The following is a 19,657-nucleotide window of genomic DNA, read 5'->3' as shown; positions in this document are numbered from 1 at the left end:
AGACGGTTGGCAGCTCGACAGGCACAGCTTAGATCTTGTTGAACAAGCCCAGCTGAGCGATCTTGCTGAAGGCCAGTTGCGAAGCTTGCAACATGGTTTGCTGCAGGGTCAGACGTGTCATCACTTCGGCCGAATCGGAATCGCGGATCGATGATTGCGTTTGGGTGTTGGCCAATTTCAGCGCCTGGTTGGTGTCGTTCTGAGTATCCAGCGCAGCACCGCGACCACCGACCGAGCTGATCGCGCTGGACAACTGATCGATACCGCTGGACAGGTTGCCCTGACCGGATGCCAGGCCAGCCTGCAATTTCTGAATCGCTACCGGATCGCCGTTGGTGGGTGTATTCAGCACGTTCTTAAGCTGGTTCACGGTGTCCAGAATGTTCTGGGTTTCGTGGGTGTTGACGGCGACGCTGAACTGATCGTTGGCGCCCGGCGTGCCGGTCATGGTGAAGCTCACACCCGACGCGGTGGCCACATTGCCGACCATGGTGCCGCTAGAAACCGGCTTGCTGTCAGCGGTCAGCGGCGCGGCGTACAGATCGAAATCGGTGGCGCTGGTGAATTTTATGACAGCCGATCCGGAGGGGAAACTGGCTTTGTAGTCTGTCGAGTTGGTGATGTTGCTGCCGGTGATCTGGGCCGAAGACGGGTTACCCGGGCTACGAGAGCTGGTGAACGTGTCTGGCTTGGCCGCCAGGGTGAAACTATGGCCCGGCAATACGGTGCCCGGGACATCGCCCGATTGCAGGTTGATGTTCAGGTTCAGATCCACGCCACGGAAACTGACCGTCTGCGCCGTTTTGCTGGTCGGATCGAACGCGCCACCCTGGCTGGCTTCAGCCGTCACATCATTACCCGCCGCGTCGGTAATCTTCAGTTGAGTGCCGCTCACGAAATCCACAGTGTAGGGTTCGCCGCTGCGGAATTTGCTGTTGTAGCTGACGCTCGACGACACCTGGCCGTTGGACAGATTGATGCGACCGTCATCGACCGCTGGCGCTGTCATGGTGACCTGGCTTCGACTGGTGTTGGTCGCTTGCTGAAAGGCTTCCCAGCCAGTGGTGTTGGTGGCCATTTTCATGGTGTCGCCAACAGCCAGATCAAGCGTCACCTGATCGCCGTTGTAGCTGTAGGTTCCGTCGTTATTGCGGCTGAATGGCGCGGTGTCGCCCTTGGAACCGGAGAAGATGTATTTGCCGTTCTCGTCCTTGCTGTTCATCAAGCTCAGCAGTTGCTCTTCGATCTGGCCCAGCTCGGAAGCCGTGGCCTGACGGTCAGCGTCCGTGTAACCGGCGTTCCCGGCACTCACCGACAGCTCTTTGGCACGCTGTAGGACGTTGTTGATGCTGGTCATGACCGCCTCGGCAGTGCCAAGGGTACCTTTGATGGTGTTGCTGTTGGCATCGTACTGATCGAGCATCGAAGCCTGCTGACCCAGTTGCAGCAAGCGCGAGGCGCCGACCGGATCATCTGCCGCAGTGTTGACGCGAACGAGGCTACTGGCCTCTTCGCTGCTCTTGACCACGTTGGCGAAGTTACGCTGGTAGTTTGCCGCTGAGGACTCGTAAAACTGGCCGGTGGAAATGCGCATGGGCTACGACTCCTTAAAGACTGTTAATCAGTGTGCTGAAGATTTCTTGCGCAGCCTTGATGATCTGCGAAGAGGCCGTGTAGTACTGCTGATACTTGACCAGATTGCCGGCCTCCTCATCGAGGTCGACCCCCGAAAGCGAGTCACGTGCGCTCTTGGCGTTCGCCAGAATGGCCGAGGTCGCGGCACTGTCGAGCTTGCCTTGAGCCGCCTTGGCGCCGACACCCTCGACCAATTTTCCGTAAGCATCAGTCAGGGAAATGCCTTTGCTTGCCGAACCGGTGTCCACGGTTTGCTGGGTCTGCAAGCCCGCCAGCGCCGTGCCGTTACGATTGTCCAGCGTACCTGGCTGGCTGAGCGTTACGTTGATCCCGGTGCCTTTACCCGGAGAGCCGGCTACGGTCATATCAAAACTTGCGGTGTACTGAGTAGCGGGTGCAGGAGGGATCGGCGCACCCGTGGCATCCTTGAGTGGCACCGTCAGGCTCAGGGTGTTGTTTTCACCGGGCTTGATGGTGCCGCTGCTGATGACACCACCTTTGGCATCCAGGAACTGGTAGGTCTGACTGGTGCCGTCGGCGGAAACATCGCCAAATACGACCTTGGTCGGCGTCGAGTTTTTCAGGCCGTTCTGCATGGCAGTGGCAGTAGCCGAATCGTAGATATCGAATTTCGTGGTCAGGGTCGGCTGACCGCTGGCAGGAATGGTCAGCGTCCCGCTACCACCCGGGGCGATGGCCGCGCCCAGCGGTGCCGCGATGGCCAGACGCTTGGAGTCGGTCATCTCGGTCTGGATGTTCGCCGCGGCATTACGGGTCGGGGTGATCTTGAAGCTGTCGCCCGCGGCTGCCCCGCCGTTGAGCGTCAGCGCAAAGCCCTCGATCACCGGTGGCGGGTTGGTGGTGGTGCTGTAGGCGCCCACGGCGGAGCCATCCGGCAGACGTTGCACGGTGTAGTCTGTGGCGCTGGTGAACGTCACCTTGTAATCGTTGGTGGTCAGCTTGCCGCTGTCTTGAATGCTGACATCGAAGTTGCCCGAGCCGGCGCTGTTGCCGATCGTCGCAATGCTGCGCTGAGCCATGTTCGTGGCAGTGTTGATGGAGTTGAACAGATTGCCGCCGAAATTTCCGTTCTTGTCGATGCCTTGGGCCTGGATGGTGTTCATCTGATCGGCGACGGTGAGCGCCACACGACCCAACTCGTTCATGGCCGGATCGAGTACTTCGCTGCGATAACGCAGCAGCCCGCCGATTTCACCACCGGTCATGATCGATGTGATGTCGATGGTGCTCGAGCCACGATTGACCTGCAGCGAGATACGTCCCGGGTCATCCTTGCTTGGCACCGCCTCCAGTTTGTTGACGGTATTGCCAATCACCAACGGCTGACCGCTGCCCAAATAGATGTCTACGTTTCCTTCACGCTCAACAAACTGTGCACCGGTAAAGGTTGAAAGCTGACGCATGGTTTCGTTGCGAGCATCCAGCAGGTCATTTGGCGCACCGCCGGAAGCGGAGACTTCGCTGATTTTCTTGTTCAACTGCGCCATGGTAGTAGCCAGCTTGTTGACCTGATCAGCCATGCTGGTCAGGTTGCCGTTGATGTCGGCGTTTTGCGAGTTCAACTGGCTGGAGATCGAGTTGAAGCGGTTGCTCAGGGCCTGAGCATCGCTGAGCAGCAACTGACGGGAAGCGTCGTCGCCGGGCTTGGCATTGACGTTCTGCACCGAAGCAAAGAACTTGGTCAGTGCGCCGTTGAGGCCGGTGCCGCTGTCGGAAAGCAACTTGTCGAGCGGCGTGACCTGGCCCAGGTAGGCAGCCGAATCACTGTTGAGCGACGTCGTGGTCTGCAACTGTGCGTCGAGGTAGCTGTTGTACACCCGGCGCACATCGGCCAGTGTCGTGCCGGTGCCGATGTAGACGTTGCCGTACTGAATCGACGCCTTGGAGCCCTGCACGGTTTGCTGGCGCGAATAACCGGCGGTGTCGACATTGGAAATGTTATTGCCGGTAGTCATCAATGCAGACTGGCTAGCGGACAAACCCGACATCCCGATATTGAGCAAACTCATGGTTCAGACCTTATAAATTCGTTGAAACGCCCGCCGCAGCGTAGTTCTGGTAACTCGACATCTGCCTGGCTATCTGCGAAATCTTGCTTGCGTAGTCTGGGTCGGTTGCGTAACCGGCCTTTTGCAACTCGCGTACAAACTGTTCTGGGTTATCGGCCGACTTCACGACATCTTGATAGCGATTGTTGGTCTGCAGCAAAGTCACAAGGTCGTGGAAGCTGTCCTTGTAGGAATCGTAGGAACGGAACTGGGCCGTCTCCCTGACCATCTCGCCATTCCTGAATTCGCTGGTGATCGCCCGCGCCGAATCCCCCTTCCAACTGCTGCCGGCCTTGATGCCGAACAGGTTGTGACTACTGCTGCCATCCTGGGCGCGCATGACCGATTTGCCCCAACCGGTTTCCAGGGCGGCCTGGGCCACCAGGTAACGCGGGTCGACGCCGATGCGCGCGGCGGCTTCCTTGGCCATCGGCAGCATGGTGTTGACGAATTCGTCGGCGGAGCTGAAGGCTTTTTTCGCCGGCGCGAGCGGAATCTGCGCCATGGCACGACCGTAAATCTGCATACCTCCACCGGAAGCCGTGTCCGTTTGCGAAGCGAGCCAGTCGCCGTTGTACAAAGGGCCGGCACCGCTGCGAGTGCTCTGCGGCAACTGGATTTTGTTCTGCACCGTGGTGGCGGTCGCAGCGGTCGTCGTGGCCGAAGGCACCAGACCCGCCAGCAAGCGGTCAGCCAGTTTCGGCGGCAAGGCCAGGCGCCGCTGATTGATCATCGCCATGTCGTTGCGATGCTCGCCTTCGCCCGTCGGCGCATGGACCGACCGCGAAGCCCACAATGGACGCTGGCCGTTGACCCGCGAAAGCGGCCCACCGGTTGCGACCGTACCGGCGGCCACCGGTGTCTGCGCTGCGGCCTTTGCCGCTTCCTGCTTGGCCGCCGACGCGGCGGCCGCCTCACCGGGAGCCATCGGCTTGTTCTTCGACATCTGCCGCATCAGCACGTCGGCCAAACCGATACCACCGCCCTCGCGGGACATGGAGACGGCCAACTGCTGGTCGTACATTTCCTGGTATTGCTTGGCCGCTGGCGTGTTGAGCGGATTGTCCTGACCGAGCGCCTCGGTGGCCGAGCGCATGGACTTGAGCATTTCACCGAGGAACAACGACTCGAATTCCTGCGCAACCTTGCGCATATTGCCGTCGCTGTTCTTGTCGCCGACCTTGAGCTGGTTCAGACGATTGAGGTCCGAGTAGGAACCCGAATCGCTGCTGCTGACCAGACCGCTCTTGCGCATATCCACGATGCCGTCCTCAGATCACGATCAGATCGGCTTGCAACGCGCCGGCCTGCTTCAGGGCTTCGAGGATCGCCATCAAGTCACCCGGGGCCGCGCCGACCTGATTCACCGCCCGCACGATTTCGTCGAGGGTGGTGCCGGGGCCGAATTTGAACATCGGCTTGGCTTCCTGCTGGGCATTGACTTTGGAACGTTGCACGACCGCTGTCTGACCATTGGACAGAGGCCCCGGCTGGCTGACGATCGGGTCTTCGGTGATGGTCACGGTCAGGCTGCCGTGGGTCACGGCGGCCGGTGAAACCTTGACGTTCTGACCGATCACGATGGTGCCGGTACGGGAGTTGATGATGACTTTCGCCACCGCCTGGCCCGGATCGATTTCGAGGTTTTCGATGATCGACAGGTAGTCGACCCGCTGACTCGGATCCAGCGGCGCACTGACGCGAATCGAACCGCCGTCGATGGCCTGGGCCACGCCAGGGCCGAGCATGTCGTTGATCTTGTCGACGATGCGCTTGGCGGTGGTGAAGTCGGAACGGTTGAGGTTCAGCGTCAGGCTGTTGCCCTGGTTGAAACCGCTCGGCACCGCTCGCTCGACCGAGGCTCCGCCGGGGATGCGACCGGCCGACGGAACGTTGACGGTGATTTTCGAACCGTCGCGGCCTTCAGCATCGAAACCGCCCACCACCAGGTTGCCCTGGGCAATGGCGTAGACGTTACCGTCGATACCCTTGAGCGGCGTCAGCAGCAAGGTACCGCCACGCAGGCTCTTGGAGTTACCGATGGACGAAACGGTGATGTCGACCTGCTGTCCCGGCTTGGCGAACGCTGGCAAATCAGCACTGATCGACACGGCCGCGACGTTCTTCAACTGCACGTTGCCCGATCCCGGCGGTACCTTGATACCGAACTGCGAGAGCATGTTGTTGAAGGTCTGCAGGGTGAACGGGGTTTGCGTCGTCTGGTCACCGGTGCCGTTAAGCCCGACCACCAGGCCGTAACCGATCAATTGGTTGGAACGCACGCCGGAAATACTGGCGATATCCTTCAGCCGCTCGGCTTGAGCACCCAGCGACAAGGACATCAACAGCGCAGCTGCGATCAGGTGCTTGAAGTTCAACTTGCTCACCAAAAAAGCCACCTAGAAAGGGAACAGCGGGCTGAGGAAGAAACGGTCGAACCAGCCTGGCTGACTCGCATCGGCAAACGAACCGGTGCCCGAATAGGTGATGCGCGCATCGGCGACGCGAGTCGACGAAACAGTGTTGTCGGTCGCGATGTCATCGGCACGCACGAGCCCTGCGATCCGCACCAGCTCATCCCCGGTGTTGAGGGTCATCCACTTCTCGCCTCGCACGGCAATGATGCCATTGGGCAACACGTCGGCGACGGTCACGGTGATCGAGCCGGTCAGGGTATTGCCCTGGGCTGCCTTGCTGTCGCCCTTGGTCGCGCGGTCGCCTTCGTAACTGGCGCTCAGGCTCAGGTCGCCGCTACCAAACGGGTTGTTGGTGTTGGGCGTAGAACCGAACAGCGACGTCAGGCCGATGCCGGTCTTGCTGTTCTTGGCCACCTGCGAGTTGGCGTTCTTGCTGGCCTGGGTCTTCTCGTTCAGGGTGATGGTGATGATGTCACCAACCCGAAACGCCTTACGGTCGCTGTAGAGGTTCTGTTCGAAACCGGCCTGGTAGATCGAGCCGTTGTTCGCGGCAGCCGGCAGCGGCGTACGCGGCAACACCGGGGCGTAGTAGGGATCATTGGGCTTGGGTGTCGACGGCACACAGCCCGCGAGCACGGTGACTCCAGTCAATGCCAGAACGGAAACGAAGCGATTCATGACCCTACCTCACGGTGTTGCAGGCGGCCTCATGGCCGCCTCATAGACTTGATTACAGATTCTGCGTTACGAACGAGAGCATCTGGTCGGCGGTGGAGATCACCTTGGAGTTCATCTCGTAGGCGCGCTGAGTGGTGATCATGTTGACCATCTCTTCAACGGTGCTGACGTTAGACGTTTCCAGCGTGTTCTGCAGCGTGGTGCCGAAACCGGCCAGGCCTGGCGTACCGACTTGCGGCGCACCACTGGCGGCGGTTTCCAGGAACAGGTTGTTACCCACGGCCTGCAGGCCGGCCGGGTTGATGAAGTCGGCGGTTTGCAGGTTGCCGATCACCTGGGCAGCCGGGTTGCCGGCAACGGTGATGGACACGGTGCCATCGCGACCGACCGTGAAGGTCTGGGCATCGTTCGGAATGACGATGGCCGGCTCCAGGGCAAACCCGCTGGCGTTGACGATCTGGCCATTGGAGTCCAGGTGGAAGGTACCGTCACGGGTGTAGGACGTTGTGCCGTCAGGCTGCAGAATCTGGAAGAAACCGCGACCATCGATGGCCATGTCCAGCGGCTGCTCGGTGGTTTGCAGGCTGCCGGCGGTGAAGTTCTTCTGGGTGCCGACAATGCGCACACCGGTACCCAGTTGCAGGCCCGACGGCAGTTCGCTGTCCTGGGTCGACTGGGCGCCTGGCTGACGCTTGATCTGATAGAGCAGATCCTGGAACTCGGCGCGGTCACGTTTGAAACCCGTGGTCGACACGTTGGCCAGGTTGTTGGAGATGGTGGTCAGGTTGGTGTCCTGGGCGGACAGACCGGTTTTGGCAACCCATAGAGCCGGAAGCATTCGATTCTCCTCGTGCGCCTGTTTTACGGCGCGACGTTCTGATAGTTAGCTGATCTGCAAGACCCGAGCCATGGCCTGGTCGTCGTCTTTGGCGGTATTCATCATCTTGATGTGCAGCTCGAATTGCTTGGACAAGGCCAGCACCGAGGTCATCTCTTCCACGGCGTTGACGTTGCTCGACTCGAGGAACCCGGACACCAGCTTGACGTTGGCATCGGCTTGCGCCGGCTGACCGTCCTTGGTGTGGATCGAACCGTCCAGGCCTTTGGTCATGTTCTTGATGTCCGGATTGACCAGCTTGATGCGGTCGACTTCGGCCATCACGCGAGGGCCTTCACCCATCGCGCGAATGCTGATGGTGCCGTCTTCGCCCACTTCGATCTGCTGCTCTGGCGGCACGGCAATCGGCCCGCCATTGCCGATCACCGGCATGCCGTTGCCGGCCCGCAATACGCCCAGGGCGTCAACCACCAGACTGCCGGTGCGCACATAGCTTTCACCGCCATCAGGGTTCTGCACGGCCAGCCAGCCGTTGCCTTGCACGGCGACATCGAGGTCGCGACCGGTTTCCACCAGGGCACCCGGTGAAAAGTCCGTGGCCGGGCGTTCGGACATCGCAAACGCACGCGCCGGAAAGCTGTCACCGAACACCGGCATCGAACGCGCCTGCTCCAGGTCTTTCTGGAAGCCGTTGGTGGAGATGTTCGCCAGGTTGTTGGCATGAGCCTTTTGCGCCAGGGCATTCTGGCTGGCGCCGGTCATTGCCACATAAAGGTACTTGTCCACAATCTTTCCTCTGCCTGCCGGACGTTTGCCGCCCACTGCTGTACTGATGAGCCACAAGCAATTTGCAGACCAACTTGTCCCTGGCACGGCAAGACCCGGCAAACAAAGGGCTTGGGGGATTGAGCAGGCGCGGAGGGTTTGTATCAGAGACGAAAAACCGGCGGTGTTATGCCGGTGGGTGGCAATGGCCGGCCTGCAAGGACCACCACCAGCTCCCTCGCCACAGGATCAGGCGTTGTCTTTGCCAACCTGATAATCACGCAACTTATTGGCAATGGTGGTGTGGGAAACCCCCAACCGCTTGCCCAATTGCCGACTGCTCGGATGCTCGGAATACAGCCGCTCCAGCACTGCCTTTTCGAAACGCCCGACAATCTCATCCAGCCCACCTTCGAGGGAAAAATCGCCAAGGGGCTGACGCACACCGTAATCAGGCAAGCGAATATGCTCGACCTTGACCGTGCCGCCTTCACACAGCGACACCGCCTGAAACAGCACGTTTTCCAACTGCCGAACGTTGCCCGGCCAATGGTAATGACTGAGTCGTTCCATGGCCGCCGGCGCGAGTTTTGGCAACGGGCAACCGATCTGTCGACTGGCTTGATCGAGGAAGTGTTCCACCAGCGGCGCCAAACCGTCGAGGCATTCGCGCAGCGGCGGGATGTGCAGCGACAACACGTTCAAGCGGTGATACAGGTCCTGACGAAACTCTCCGCGGGCGCACAACTCGGACAAATCGACCTGGGTCGCACAAATCACTCGCACATCGAGATAAACCTCTTCATCACTGCCTACACGACGGAAGCAACCGTCCTGCAGGAAGCGCAGAAGTTTCACCTGCAAACGCGGGCTCATTTCCCCAACGCCATCGAGAAACAGCGTACCGCCCGCCGTCAGCTCCAGCAGGCCGAGCTTGCCTTCAGCCCGCGCACCTTCGAAAGCGCCGGGGCCGTAGCCGAACAATTCAGTCTCGGCCATGGACTCCGGCAGACCGGCGCAGTTGAGTGCCATCAACGGTGACTGACCACGAGGACTGGCCAGATGGCAGGCGCGTGCCAGCAATTCTTTACCGGTACCGGTTTCGCCCTCTATCAATAGCGGTGCGTCCAGTGGCGCCATGCGCCGCGCCTCACGCACCACCGCCGCCATCACTTTCGAGCTTTGAAAGATGCTGTCGAAGCCGCGCAGCTCCTGCTTGCGCACGTTATAAATACGCTCACCCACCCGGTCGGCGCGATGCAGCGTCAATACCGCACCGGCCATGGCTTCGCTGTCGTCATGCTCCGATTGCAGCGGCGCGATGTCAGCCAGAAACACGTCGCCCTTGACCTTGACCCGCAGCCCATTGATCCGCGATTTGTTGGCGCGCACCAGCTCTGGCAAGTCGAAATCTTCGGCGTAACGCGACAGCGGTATCCCCGGCACCTCATCGACGCGCACCCCGAGCAATTGCGCAGCTGCGCGGTTGGCCGCCACGATGGAGCCGCCCATGTCGATCGAGAGCACCGGAAACTCCAGGGCGCCGAGCAAGGCATTGAGCTCCATGTGCCGACGCTCGCTGGGCATCAGCCCTACGCGCTTGACGCCAAAAACCCCGGCGATGGCCTCGAATTTCGGACGCAACGCCTGGAACTGAATGTTGATCAGGTTCGGGCAATGCAGGTAGATGGCGTTGCCATGCTCACCGCCCACTTCCCCACGAGCGACGTTAATCCCGTACCCCACCAGCAAGTTGAGAATGTCGCGCAGGATGCCAATGCGGTTCTGGCAGTGGACTTTGATACGCATATAAAAGGCCTGATAAACGATGATTGACCTGTGGGAGCCAGCCTGCTGGCGATGGCGTCGCAACAGGCGATTTTGATGTCAAATGACGCACCGCTATCGCCAGCAGGCTGGCTCCCACAGGGATAGCGCCCGATTTTTCTGATTAGGCGCCTAGATAGTCGTCAAGATTATGTGACACCCAGAGCGCTTTTCAAACCGGCAAATCTCAATAACTGCGCGACGCCGGCCAATACGTAACGAAAACTTTACGATAATTGCGGATTTTTCCTACATTCGCCGCTGAACGCCTGCTGCACCACTGCAATTCATGGGTTATTTCTAGGTCCATAGCTGGACATAACAAGAACGAAGTCCCCTCGCAGGAGAGCAGCATGAAGCAGACGCAATACGTGGCTCGCGAGCCCGATGCGCAAGGTTTTATCGACTACACGGCTGAAGAACACGCGGTGTGGAACACGCTGATCACTCGCCAGTTGAAAGTGATCGAAGGGCGTGCGTGCCAGGAATACCTGGACGGTATCGAAAAGCTCGGTCTGCCCCACGACCGCATTCCGCAACTGGGCGAAATCAACAAGGTGCTCGGTGATACCACCGGTTGGCAGGTCGCCCGGGTTCCGGCGCTGATCCCCTTCCAGACCTTTTTTGAATTGCTCGCCAACAAGCAGTTTCCGGTTGCCACTTTTATTCGCACCCGCGAAGAACTGGATTACCTGCAAGAGCCGGACATTTTCCACGAGATCTTCGGCCACTGTCCGTTGCTGACCAACCCTTGGTTCGCGGAATTTACCCATATCTACGGCAAACTCGGCCTGCAGGCCTCCAAGGAAGAACGCGTGTACCTGGCGCGCCTGTACTGGATGACCATCGAGTTCGGCCTGCTGGAAACTCCGCAAGGCCGGCGCATCTACGGCGGCGGCATCCTGTCTTCGCCGAAAGAGACCGTGTACTGCCTGTCGGGCGAACCTGAACATCAGGCGTTCGATCCGCTGGAGTGCATGCGCACGCCTTACCGCATCGACATCCTGCAGCCACTGTATTTCGTCTTGCCAGATCTCAAGCGCCTGTTCGACCTCGCCCACGAAGACATCATGGGCATGGTCAAGCAAGCGATGCAGATGGGCCTGCATGCACCGAAATTTCCGCCAAAACCAAAAGCCGCGTGATCCGCAGCTTTTAGAACCAAGTGAGCCTGTCCGGAACCGACGCTTTGCTTTAGCGTGGTGACATGACGGCCGAATTCCAAACATTCGATTTCAGGAACACACCATGTCCACATTGAACCAAGCCCACTGCGAAGCCTGCCGCGCCGATGCTCCGCAAGTCAGCGACGAAGAACTGCCGGTACTGATCAAGCAGATCCCGGACTGGAACATCGAAGTACGCGACAGCATCATGCAGCTGGAAAAAGTCTTCCTGTTCAAAAACTTCAAGCACGCCCTGGCGTTCACCAACGCCGTCGGTGAAATCTCCGAGGCCGAAGGTCACCACCCAGGCCTGCTGACCGAGTGGGGCAAAGTCACCGTCACCTGGTGGAGCCACTCGATCAAAGGCCTGCACCGTAACGACTTCATCATGGCCGCGCGCACGGACGAAGTGGCCAAGGACGCCGAGGGCCGAAAATAATGCATTTCGACGCCATCGGCCGGGTGCCCGGCGATCCGATCCTCGGCCTGATGGAGGCCTATGCGCAGGATCCCAACCCGCGCAAATTCGACCTCGGCGTGGGTGTCTACAAAGACGCCCAGGGCCTGACCTCGATTCCCCAGGCCGTGAAACTCGCCGAGGCGCGCCTGGTCGATCGCCAGACCACCAAGACCTACATCGGCGGTCATGGCGAACCGGCCTTCGGCAAACTCATCAGTGAGCTGGTGCTCGGCGCCGATTCAAAACTGATCAGCGAACATCGCGCCGGCGCCACCCAGACACCGGGCGGTACCGGAGCGTTGCGCCTGAGTGCGGACTTCATCGCCCAGTGCCTGCCGGGCCGTGGCATCTGGTTGAGCAATCCGACCTGGCCGATCCACGAAACCATTTTCGCGGCGGCCAAGGTCAAGGTCAGTCATTACCCCTACGTGGGCAGCGACAATCGTCTCGACGTCGATGCCATGCTCGCCGTGCTCAATGACGCGCCAAAGGGTGACGTGGTGCTGCTGCACGCCTGCTGCCACAACCCGACCGGTTTCGATCTGTCCCATGACGACTGGCGCCGTGTGTTGGAAGTGGTGCGTCGGCGTGAACTGCTGCCGCTGATCGATTTCGCCTACCAGGGCTTCGGCGATGGGCTGGAACAGGACGCATGGTCGACCCGTTTGTTCGCCGCCGAGTTGCCGGAAGTGCTGATCACCAGCTCCTGCTCGAAGAACTTCGGCCTGTATCGCGACCGCACCGGCGCTTTGATTGTCTGCGCGAAAACCGCCGACAAGCTGGTGGATATCCGCAGCCAACTGGCCAACATCGCCCGCAACCTGTGGTCGACGCCACCGGATCACGGTGCTGCGGTGGTGGCAACCATCCTCGGCGATCCAGAGTTGAAGCGCTTGTGGGCCGACGAAGTGGAAACCATGCGCTTGCGTATTGCCCAACTGCGAAGCGGACTGGTGGAAGCCCTTGAACCCCACGGTTTACGCGAGCGTTTTGCGCACATTGGTGTGCAGCGCGGAATGTTTTCCTACACCGGCTTGACCCCTGAACAGGTGAAAAACCTGCGCGACCATCACAGCGTGTACATGGTCAGTTCCGGTCGGGCCAACGTGGCGGGGATTGATGCGACGCGTCTGGATCTGCTGGCACAGGCGATTGCTGACGTCTGCAAGTAACCCCCAAACACTGTCCCCCCCGTAGGAGCGAGCAGGCTCGCTCCTACAAAGGGCCTGCGTCAATACAACAGACCTGTCTAGACAATCCCATTCGTCGAAACAAATGGATATAAAAGTCTGTTTGTCATTTCCCCTGCTGTATCCTGCCCAGGCTTTTTTAAAAGCGCGGATCTACCAGATCTATCAACAGACTTAGCGAGGAGCGCGACTATGCACGAGATTCCTAATCTCCCCTTCCCAAGCCTGCACGAACCTGAGCAGACGACCACGCAACAAGCCGGCGCCCAACAGCCCGAGCCGAAAGAAGCCACTGGCAGCCGCAAGGTTGACAGCGAAGACTGAAACACCCGCCGTACAGACCGTGTGGAAAGCGCTAACATGCGCTTTCCACACCGCCTGAACCGTGAGTCCCGCACCATGACCGACAACGTCACTCCTCCTTTTGATGAAGCACTGCAGGCCAGCGTTCTGATCGGCACCGCCGAGAAAATGATCGAGATCTGGACTCGTCTGTCTTCTGAAAAACAAGCCGCATTGCTGGCCCGCTTCGGCAGCGAAGAAAATGCGCTGGCCGCCCTGGTCACCACGCAACTGTTGGCGCCCGCCAAGCCCTGATTAATCCCGTTCGGCAATTAGTTTTACTTTTTCTCAACCCACGACCGCCTACGCCGTTATCATAAGCAGCCTATCTATCTGCTATCCCGTGGACCTTTGACCCATGTCTGAAAACCAGCGCCCCCTGGCGGTCACGCTGCAAGTTGTCTCCATCGTCCTGTTTACCTTTATCGGCTACCTGAACATTGGTATTCCCCTGGCCGTATTGCCCGGCTACGTCCACAGCGACCTCGGCTTCGGCGCGGTGATCGCCGGTTTGGTGATCAGCGTGCAATACCTTGCCACCCTGCTCAGCCGTCCGTACGCCGGGAAAATCATCGATAACAAGGGCAGCAAATTGGCCGTGATGTACGGCTTGGCCGGTTGCGGGCTCAGTGGCGTATTCATGCTGCTTTCAGCCTGGACCCAAAGCCTGCCGATATTGAGTCTGATCAGCCTGTTGGTCGGTCGCCTGGTGCTCGGCAGTGCGGAAAGCCTGGTGGGCTCCGGTTCGATTGGCTGGGGCATCGGCCGGGTTGGCGCGGCGAACACCGCCAAGGTCATCTCCTGGAACGGCATCGCCAGTTATGGCGCACTGGCGGTCGGCGCGCCGCTGGGGGTGCTGCTTGTCAATCAAATGGGCTTGTGGAGCATGGGCGTGAGTATCGTGTTGCTGGCCGCCCTGGGCCTGTTGCTGGCATGGCCGAAAACCGCTGCGCCGATCGTGACCGGTGAGCGCTTGCCGTTCATGCATGTACTCGGTCGGGTGCTGCCCCACGGTTGCGGACTGGCCTTGGGCTCCATCGGTTTCGGTACCATCGCCACGTTTATCACCCTGTATTACGCCACCCGGCACTGGGACAACGCGGTGCTGTGCCTGAGCCTGTTTGGTGCCAGCTTCATTGGTGCACGACTGTTGTTCGGCAACCTGATCAACCGCCTCGGCGGCTTCCGCGTGGCGATTGCCTGCCTGTCGGTGGAGGTCCTGGGGCTGTTGCTGCTGTGGCTGGCACCTGACGCGCACTGGGCGCTCGCGGGCGCGGCGCTCAGTGGCTTTGGCTTCTCACTGGTGTTTCCGGCGCTGGGGGTCGAAGCGGTCAACCTCGTGCCCGCGTCCAGCCGTGGCGCGGCGGTCGGGGCTTATTCGCTGTTCATCGACTTGTCGCTGGGGATCACCGGACCACTGGCCGGCGCGATTGCGGCCGGCTTCGGTTTTGCCTCTATCTTCCTGTTCGCCGCCCTGGCCGCTTTAACCGGTTTGATGCTCAGCATCTACTTGTACCGGCAGGCGCCGAAACAGCGCGAAGCGCGAGAATCCAGCTAAAAGTCAACCTTGCCGCGCCCGGCCTTGATGTTGCCGCGCTTGCTCTTGGATTCGAGCCGACGAGTCTTCGAACCGAGGGTCGGCTTGGTCGGGCGGCGTTTCTTTTCGACCTTGGTGGCGCTGAGGATCAGCTCGGTCAAACGCGCCAGCGCATCGGCCCGGTTCTGTTCCTGGGTCCGGTATTGCTGGGCCTTGATGATCAACACACCTTCACCGGTGATACGACTGTCGCGCAACGCCAGCAGCCGCTCCTTGTAGAACTCGGGCAAGGACGAGGCCGCAATGTCGAAGCGCAGGTGCACCGCGCTGGAGACCTTGTTGACGTTCTGCCCACCGGCGCCCTGGGCGCGGATGGCGGTCAACTCGATCTCGGCATCCGGTATATGCACGTTGTTGGAAATCACCAGCATGGAAAAGGGGTCCGGGGTCGGGAGCGTTCAGGATACCGCGATAGCGTTTTGAATAGGGGACAATCACAGGTCCAAGTGAGATCGAAAAAGCCCTGCCAGACTTTTCCTACAGCGTTGTCGGATTTACAAAAGGGACGTTGCATTGTTTCCAGTGACCACACTAATCTAAGGCTTCACACCAAGCTGAATACTTAGATAATGAATCTTGAGAATATTCGATACCATATTGCAGTTACTCTGTTGGTTTTAGGGTCATCGGGATTACCCACACTCGCCATTGTATTCTGCATAAATAAAGCAATTCACATCAATGAAGAACATCTTAAAATCGCATACTTTATAACATATACAGCACTTGTTTTAATTGGACTGCGCTTTTACATACCTAGAATGCGAGGACATACATAACCCCACACCAAACAATCAGCACCCCTTAACACCCCCAACTCAAAAACACAGAAAACACAGAAAACACAGAAAACACAGAAAACACAGAAATGAATCTAGAAGATATTCGATATTACACATCAGTAATTTTATTAGTTTTTGCCTGTTCCGTTCTGCCTGCCGGCCTCATCGCATTAGGAATAACAAAACTCTTTGACCTTAATGAAAAACATCGACACATCGCTTCTATTGCAACATACACAATTATCGTTTTCTGGGGTTTACGATTCCACATCCCTAGAATGCGCGGAATAATATAAAAACCACCCACCCCATTTAATGTTCGACAACATCTCTTGAAAACATTGCATCTATCGTTAACAAATCAACCAACACCTCAAGAGACAACGCCAATTTCCCGGCCTGTCGAAAAGCCACTTCATAGTTAATCGGATCACGCCTAAATAATTCCACCGTACCTGGTTTCTGTACATATCTAAACAGACCATACGCCGAGAGCCACAAATCCACAGAGTAATACACCATATCTCCATCGCCATCATTGGACATAGCTCTATAGGCGGATCTAACAGGCCCAACCGTGCTCGGAGCACCCGGCCCACGATAAATATTTCCGAAGCTTTCATAGATATTATTTGCTCCATGCCCAACCATGAGGGTGCCCGGAATCACACCGAGACCTCCCGGAGTTCCGATAATCGTAAACCCCGTTCGAACCTGCATCACCCCCGCAACAACTCCAACACCATTTTGAAGATAAAAGCGCGCCTTTGACGCCAAGTCTTCATATTCGGCCCTTATTTCCTGCACGCCCTGCCACGCACTAATAACCCCCTCATCTACCGCCTGAATCACTTCATCAACATAGGCGGCGACCATCGAACCAAATCGAAGCCGTGCAAAACCGTCAGGAATATGCGCCATGCCAATGGCGCACCCCGCTGCAACCAGATCAGAAGCAGATCTGGTTACATCATGAATATCGCAGGAAGATTCATTCATCCTCTTTCATCCAGGTGCTATAAGCACTGGTCGCCGCTGGAACATGCGCCCAGGCAATATTCCTGTATCGGATAGACACCAACTCTTGCGGCTCGGCATCATTCATGCGAATGGCATGGGGAACCTGCTGGCTGATATGCGCAATACGCGCATCGGTGAGGTGTATCGAATAATATCGCTCTTGACCTCCGGTCGAGGAGGTTCGGTATAAATTGATGATGCAGTCCAGTTCTTCACCAGTATGCAGCGCGCTCGCCAGCAGAGGCGATGACTTGTCGATGGCTTTGGTAATCATGATCGGCATGTGCTTGCCGCGACCGCTTGTGACACTGCCATCATTACCCGTGAGCATATCGTGCGAGTAAGCCAACACCGTGATTTCATCCTGATGGCCGAGTTGGCATTTGTTGCCGATAGAGCTTTGGCCTGAACAACCCGCTGAAATCAAGCCTTGTCGTTTACCGGTGATACTCATGTAACTTTGACTCGCCACAATCAGCACTCCTTGTTTAATTGGAGCGCCCGAGTCTAGGGCAAACAGGAGCAGGCAGGCTGTAGGCCCGTTCCGAATTAATCCGTTTTATTAAAAGTTCCGAAATGACTGTAGTAAACGATACTCGACTTTGTAGGAACCAGACTTCATCGCAATCGTGAAATCAGAACATCAAGAACAAAAACCCGGCACATGGCCGGGTTTGTTGTTTCTGCGTTCCACGCTTACTTCGCGCTGGCAGCCTGCAGCGCCTGTCGCGCACTGCGCTTGTTCTTGATGCCGTAGCAGACCCACATGAACACGATCCAGACCGGAATCGCATACACCGAGATCTGGATCCCCGGAATCAACAGCATCACGCCGAGAATGAACACCACGAACGCCAGGCAGATGTAGTTCCCGTACGGGTACCACAGGGCCTTGAACAGCGGCGTCTGGCGGGTCTTGTTCATGTGCTGGCGGAACTTGAAGTGCGAGAAGCTGATCATCGCCCAGTTGATCACCAGGGTAGCCACCACCAGTGACATCAGCAGTTCCAGCGCGTTTTGCGGGATCAGGTAGTTCAGCAGCACCGCGATCAGCGTCACGGCAGCCGAGGCCAGGATCGAACGCACCGGCACACCGCGCTTGTCGATCTTCGCCAGCGCTTTCGGCGCGTCGCCCTGCTCAGCCATGCCCAGCAACATGCGGCTGTTGCAGTAGGTGCCGCTGTTGTACACCGACAACGCCGCCGTCAGAACCACGAAGTTGAGGATGTGCGCGGCGGTGTTGCTACCCAGCATCGAGAACACCTGGACGAAAGGACTGCCGCTGTAGGAGTCGCCGGATGCGTTCAGGGTCTGCAGCAGGCTGTCCCACGGGGTCAGCGACAGCAGGATAACCAGCGCACCGATGTAGAAAATCAGGATGCGGTAGATCACCTGGTTGATGGCTTTGGGGATCACGGTTTTCGGCTTGTCGGCTTCGGCTGCGGTGAAGCCGAGCATTTCCAGGCCACCGAAGGAGAACATGATGATCGCCATGGCCATCACCAGACCGCTGACGCCGTTCGGGAAGAAGCCGCCGTGGGACCACAGGTTGCTCACCGAGGCTTGCGGGCCGCCGTGACCGCTGACCAGCAGGTAGCTGCCCAGGCCAATCATGCCGACGATCGCCACGACCTTGATGATCGCGAACCAGAACTCGGCCTCGCCAAAGACTTTGACGTTGGCCAGGTTGATCAGGTTGATCAGCACGAAGAAGCCAGCAGCCGTGACCCAGCTCGGGATGTGCGGCGCCCAGTAGTGAATGTATTTGCCGACGGCGGTCAGCTCCGACATGCCCACCAGAATGTACAGGATCCAGCAGTTCCAGCCCGACAGGAAGCCGGCGAAACCGCCCCAGTACTTGTGTGCGAAGTGACTGAAGGAACCGGCCACCGGCTCTTCAACGATCATTTCGCCCAGTTGGCGCATGATCATGAAGGCAATGAAGCCGCAAATGGCATAGCCGAGGATCATCGACGGGCCGGCGGATTTCAGTACCCCGGCCGAGCCGAGGAACAAACCGGTACCAATCGCGCCACCGAGGGCAATCAGTTGAATGTGGCGATTTTTCAGGCCGCGTTTCAGCTCGCCTGAATGCGAGTTTTGTCCACTCATGAAAAGGGTCTCACGCAAGGTTTGATGATGTTCAGTAGACGTTGCTGCTCAGCAAAGGCGTTAAGCGGCACCGATCAAACCCCAGCGCAGGCACCAGGAGTTCAGCGTATTTACAACGGTCATGCGTCACCTGTTTGTTTTTATCTGTGACGAAATCGAACCCGACACGCTCGTGACGCGGCGGAGTGAACAAGGCGGATAGCCTCGAGGTTTGCGCAGATGCGCAGGAGGTCACAGGTAAAACGCGGCGCATTGTACACCGCTAACCCCCTGCCGCCAGACACCGCTGAGTCAGCGTGTCGGTTGCCGGGATTGCCTGTGTCCACTCCGAATGGCTCGGGCGGCTGTAAAAAAGAGCTCAGACCTTTGCGGGTCATTGACGGGGGCAGCAGAAAAATTGCCCCACGCAGAGAGGTGAAAACGGATTGCGGCGTTCATTGCGCCTCCTTTTTGTTATGCACCTGCACGACAGGCATGGCGCGCATGACACCCTGCATGAGGCGTTGAGACAAGCGGGTTAGAGCCCTCGGCCGAGACTGAAAGGGTCGCGAAGTGGAAGAATTTTCTTACAGCATCAGGGAAGTGAGGATTGCACGGGGGTAATCGGCGGAATTCGTCAAAAAATCGTTACAGGGCGTAACGTCGGATTTCCATTTCCGGCATGACGGTGTTGCGCCTGACGCCTTCGCGGGCAAGCGCGCTCCCACCTTGATCTTGGCGCCGCCCATTTTATGTACACTCGATAACCCTGTGGGAGCT

18 protein-coding genes are annotated in these 19,657 nt (G+C 58.4%); 6 read left to right on the top strand and 12 right to left on the bottom strand.

What is annotated here, in order from left to right; translation table 11 throughout:
• Window positions 1-28 precede the first annotated feature (28 nt).
• The 8 genes from ACX3YD_RS06895 to ACX3YD_RS06860 form a co-directional block, all read right to left on the bottom strand.
• Entirely contained in the window at window positions 29-1,594 is a 1,566-nt protein-coding gene (locus tag ACX3YD_RS06895; protein WP_458959529.1) for a flagellar hook-associated protein 3, read from the bottom strand.
• Window positions 1,595-1,607: 13 nt separating this feature from the next.
• Window positions 1,608-3,665: a flagellar hook-associated protein FlgK gene (gene flgK, locus ACX3YD_RS06890; protein WP_458959528.1), complete on the bottom strand. Its 2,058-nt coding sequence runs from the start codon at window positions 3,663-3,665 to the stop codon at window positions 1,608-1,610.
• A gap of 10 nt (window positions 3,666-3,675) precedes the next feature.
• Complete coding sequence (flgJ, locus tag ACX3YD_RS06885; RefSeq protein ID WP_458959527.1) at window positions 3,676-4,965, bottom strand: flagellar assembly peptidoglycan hydrolase FlgJ; 1,290 nt, start codon at window positions 4,963-4,965, stop codon at window positions 3,676-3,678.
• A 10-nt stretch (window positions 4,966-4,975) separates the two neighbouring features.
• Window positions 4,976-6,046 (bottom strand): flagellar basal body P-ring protein FlgI, encoded by a 1,071-nt coding sequence (locus ACX3YD_RS06880; protein ID WP_458960389.1) that lies wholly within the window; start codon window positions 6,044-6,046, stop codon window positions 4,976-4,978.
• Window positions 6,047-6,103: 57 nt separating this feature from the next.
• Entirely contained in the window at window positions 6,104-6,799 is a 696-nt protein-coding gene (flgH, locus tag ACX3YD_RS06875) for a flagellar basal body L-ring protein FlgH (RefSeq protein ID WP_449106071.1), read from the bottom strand.
• Window positions 6,800-6,851: 52 nt separating this feature from the next.
• Window positions 6,852-7,637 (bottom strand): flagellar basal-body rod protein FlgG, encoded by a 786-nt coding sequence (gene flgG / locus ACX3YD_RS06870; RefSeq protein WP_047532060.1) that lies wholly within the window; start codon window positions 7,635-7,637, stop codon window positions 6,852-6,854.
• A gap of 45 nt (window positions 7,638-7,682) precedes the next feature.
• Window positions 7,683-8,423 (bottom strand): flagellar basal body rod protein FlgF, encoded by a 741-nt coding sequence (locus tag ACX3YD_RS06865; RefSeq protein ID WP_047532062.1) that lies wholly within the window; start codon window positions 8,421-8,423, stop codon window positions 7,683-7,685.
• Between the two features lie 228 nt (window positions 8,424-8,651).
• Window positions 8,652-10,211 (bottom strand): sigma-54-dependent transcriptional regulator, encoded by a 1,560-nt coding sequence (locus tag ACX3YD_RS06860; RefSeq protein ID WP_103406390.1) that lies wholly within the window; start codon window positions 10,209-10,211, stop codon window positions 8,652-8,654.
• 371 nt (window positions 10,212-10,582) lie between these two features.
• Here ACX3YD_RS06860 and phhA point away from each other — a divergent pair, with 371 nt between their 5' ends.
• The 6 genes from phhA (at window position 10,583) to ACX3YD_RS06830 (ending at window position 14,945) form a co-directional block, all read left to right on the top strand.
• The gene (gene phhA, locus ACX3YD_RS06855) at window positions 10,583-11,374 is read left to right on the top strand and encodes a phenylalanine 4-monooxygenase (protein WP_458959526.1); all 792 of its coding nucleotides are present in this window, start codon (window positions 10,583-10,585) and stop codon (window positions 11,372-11,374) included.
• Window positions 11,375-11,477: 103 nt separating this feature from the next.
• The gene (locus ACX3YD_RS06850) at window positions 11,478-11,834 is read left to right on the top strand and encodes a 4a-hydroxytetrahydrobiopterin dehydratase (RefSeq protein WP_017337151.1); all 357 of its coding nucleotides are present in this window, start codon (window positions 11,478-11,480) and stop codon (window positions 11,832-11,834) included.
• Complete coding sequence (locus ACX3YD_RS06845) at window positions 11,834-13,027, top strand: amino acid aminotransferase (protein WP_458959525.1); 1,194 nt, start codon at window positions 11,834-11,836, stop codon at window positions 13,025-13,027. The genes ACX3YD_RS06850 and ACX3YD_RS06845 overlap by 1 nt, the downstream gene beginning before the upstream one ends.
• Before the next feature lie 210 nt (window positions 13,028-13,237).
• Window positions 13,238-13,369 (top strand): hypothetical protein, encoded by a 132-nt coding sequence (locus tag ACX3YD_RS06840; protein ID WP_458959524.1) that lies wholly within the window; start codon window positions 13,238-13,240, stop codon window positions 13,367-13,369.
• A 36-nt stretch (window positions 13,370-13,405) separates the two neighbouring features.
• Window positions 13,406-13,642, top strand: a complete 237-nt coding sequence (locus ACX3YD_RS06835) for a hypothetical protein (protein ID WP_178083164.1) — start codon at window positions 13,406-13,408, stop codon at window positions 13,640-13,642.
• Between the two features lie 103 nt (window positions 13,643-13,745).
• Window positions 13,746-14,945, top strand: a complete 1,200-nt coding sequence (locus tag ACX3YD_RS06830; protein ID WP_458959523.1) for an MFS transporter — start codon at window positions 13,746-13,748, stop codon at window positions 14,943-14,945.
• On the opposite strand, the gene arfB is transcribed toward ACX3YD_RS06830, so the two are convergent.
• The 4 genes from arfB to ACX3YD_RS06810 all read right to left on the bottom strand — a co-directional run bounded on the left by arfB (window position 14,942) and on the right by ACX3YD_RS06810 (window position 18,898).
• The gene (gene arfB, locus ACX3YD_RS06825; protein ID WP_103406386.1) at window positions 14,942-15,355 is read right to left on the bottom strand and encodes an alternative ribosome rescue aminoacyl-tRNA hydrolase ArfB; all 414 of its coding nucleotides are present in this window, start codon (window positions 15,353-15,355) and stop codon (window positions 14,942-14,944) included. The genes ACX3YD_RS06830 and arfB overlap by 4 nt on opposite strands.
• Before the next feature lie 723 nt (window positions 15,356-16,078).
• Window positions 16,079-16,765, bottom strand: coding sequence for a DUF4225 domain-containing protein (locus ACX3YD_RS06820; RefSeq protein ID WP_458959522.1), 687 nt, complete (start codon window positions 16,763-16,765; stop codon window positions 16,079-16,081).
• Complete coding sequence (locus ACX3YD_RS06815; protein WP_103406384.1) at window positions 16,758-17,258, bottom strand: Hcp family type VI secretion system effector; 501 nt, start codon at window positions 17,256-17,258, stop codon at window positions 16,758-16,760. The genes ACX3YD_RS06820 and ACX3YD_RS06815 overlap by 8 nt, the downstream gene beginning before the upstream one ends.
• Window positions 17,259-17,482: 224 nt before the next feature.
• Window positions 17,483-18,898 carry an amino acid permease gene (locus ACX3YD_RS06810; RefSeq protein WP_103406383.1) on the bottom strand — a complete coding sequence of 472 codons (1,416 nt, stop codon included), beginning with the start codon at window positions 18,896-18,898 and terminating at the stop codon, window positions 17,483-17,485.
• Window positions 18,899-19,657: the final 759 nt, after the last annotated feature.

It is taken from the genome of Pseudomonas fluorescens group sp. PF-1 (assembly GCF_054481335.1).
The sequence above is the reverse complement of the archived record's forward strand: the minus strand, read 5'-3'. Positions and strand labels throughout refer to the sequence as shown.

Bases quoted from the DNA above. Each gene is read 5' to 3' on its own strand.
- ACX3YD_RS06840 (WP_458959524.1), top strand. From the start codon at position 13,238: ATGCACGAGATTCCTAATCTCCCCTTCCCAAGCCTGCACGAACCTGAG.
- ACX3YD_RS06835 (WP_178083164.1), top strand. From the start codon at position 13,406: ATGCGCTTTCCACACCGCCTGAACCGTGAGTCCCGCACCATGACCGAC.
- ACX3YD_RS06820 (WP_458959522.1), bottom strand. From the start codon at position 16,765: ATGAATGAATCTTCCTGCGATATTCATGATGTAACCAGATCTGCTTCT.
- ACX3YD_RS06850 (WP_017337151.1), top strand. From the start codon at position 11,478: ATGTCCACATTGAACCAAGCCCACTGCGAAGCCTGCCGCGCCGATGCT.
- ACX3YD_RS06895 (WP_458959529.1), bottom strand. From the start codon at position 1,594: ATGCGCATTTCCACCGGCCAGTTTTACGAGTCCTCAGCGGCAAACTAC.
- arfB (WP_103406386.1), bottom strand. From the start codon at position 15,355: ATGCTGGTGATTTCCAACAACGTGCATATACCGGATGCCGAGATCGAG.
- ACX3YD_RS06830 (WP_458959523.1), top strand. From the start codon at position 13,746: ATGTCTGAAAACCAGCGCCCCCTGGCGGTCACGCTGCAAGTTGTCTCC.
- phhA (WP_458959526.1), top strand. From the start codon at position 10,583: ATGAAGCAGACGCAATACGTGGCTCGCGAGCCCGATGCGCAAGGTTTT.
- ACX3YD_RS06810 (WP_103406383.1), bottom strand. From the start codon at position 18,898: ATGAGTGGACAAAACTCGCATTCAGGCGAGCTGAAACGCGGCCTGAAA.
- ACX3YD_RS06845 (WP_458959525.1), top strand. From the start codon at position 11,834: ATGCATTTCGACGCCATCGGCCGGGTGCCCGGCGATCCGATCCTCGGC.
- flgK (WP_458959528.1), bottom strand. From the start codon at position 3,665: ATGAGTTTGCTCAATATCGGGATGTCGGGTTTGTCCGCTAGCCAGTCT.
- ACX3YD_RS06860 (WP_103406390.1), bottom strand. From the start codon at position 10,211: ATGCGTATCAAAGTCCACTGCCAGAACCGCATTGGCATCCTGCGCGAC.
- flgH (WP_449106071.1), bottom strand. From the start codon at position 6,799: ATGAATCGCTTCGTTTCCGTTCTGGCATTGACTGGAGTCACCGTGCTC.
- flgG (WP_047532060.1), bottom strand. From the start codon at position 7,637: ATGCTTCCGGCTCTATGGGTTGCCAAAACCGGTCTGTCCGCCCAGGAC.
- ACX3YD_RS06880 (WP_458960389.1), bottom strand. From the start codon at position 6,046: ATGTCCTTGTCGCTGGGTGCTCAAGCCGAGCGGCTGAAGGATATCGCC.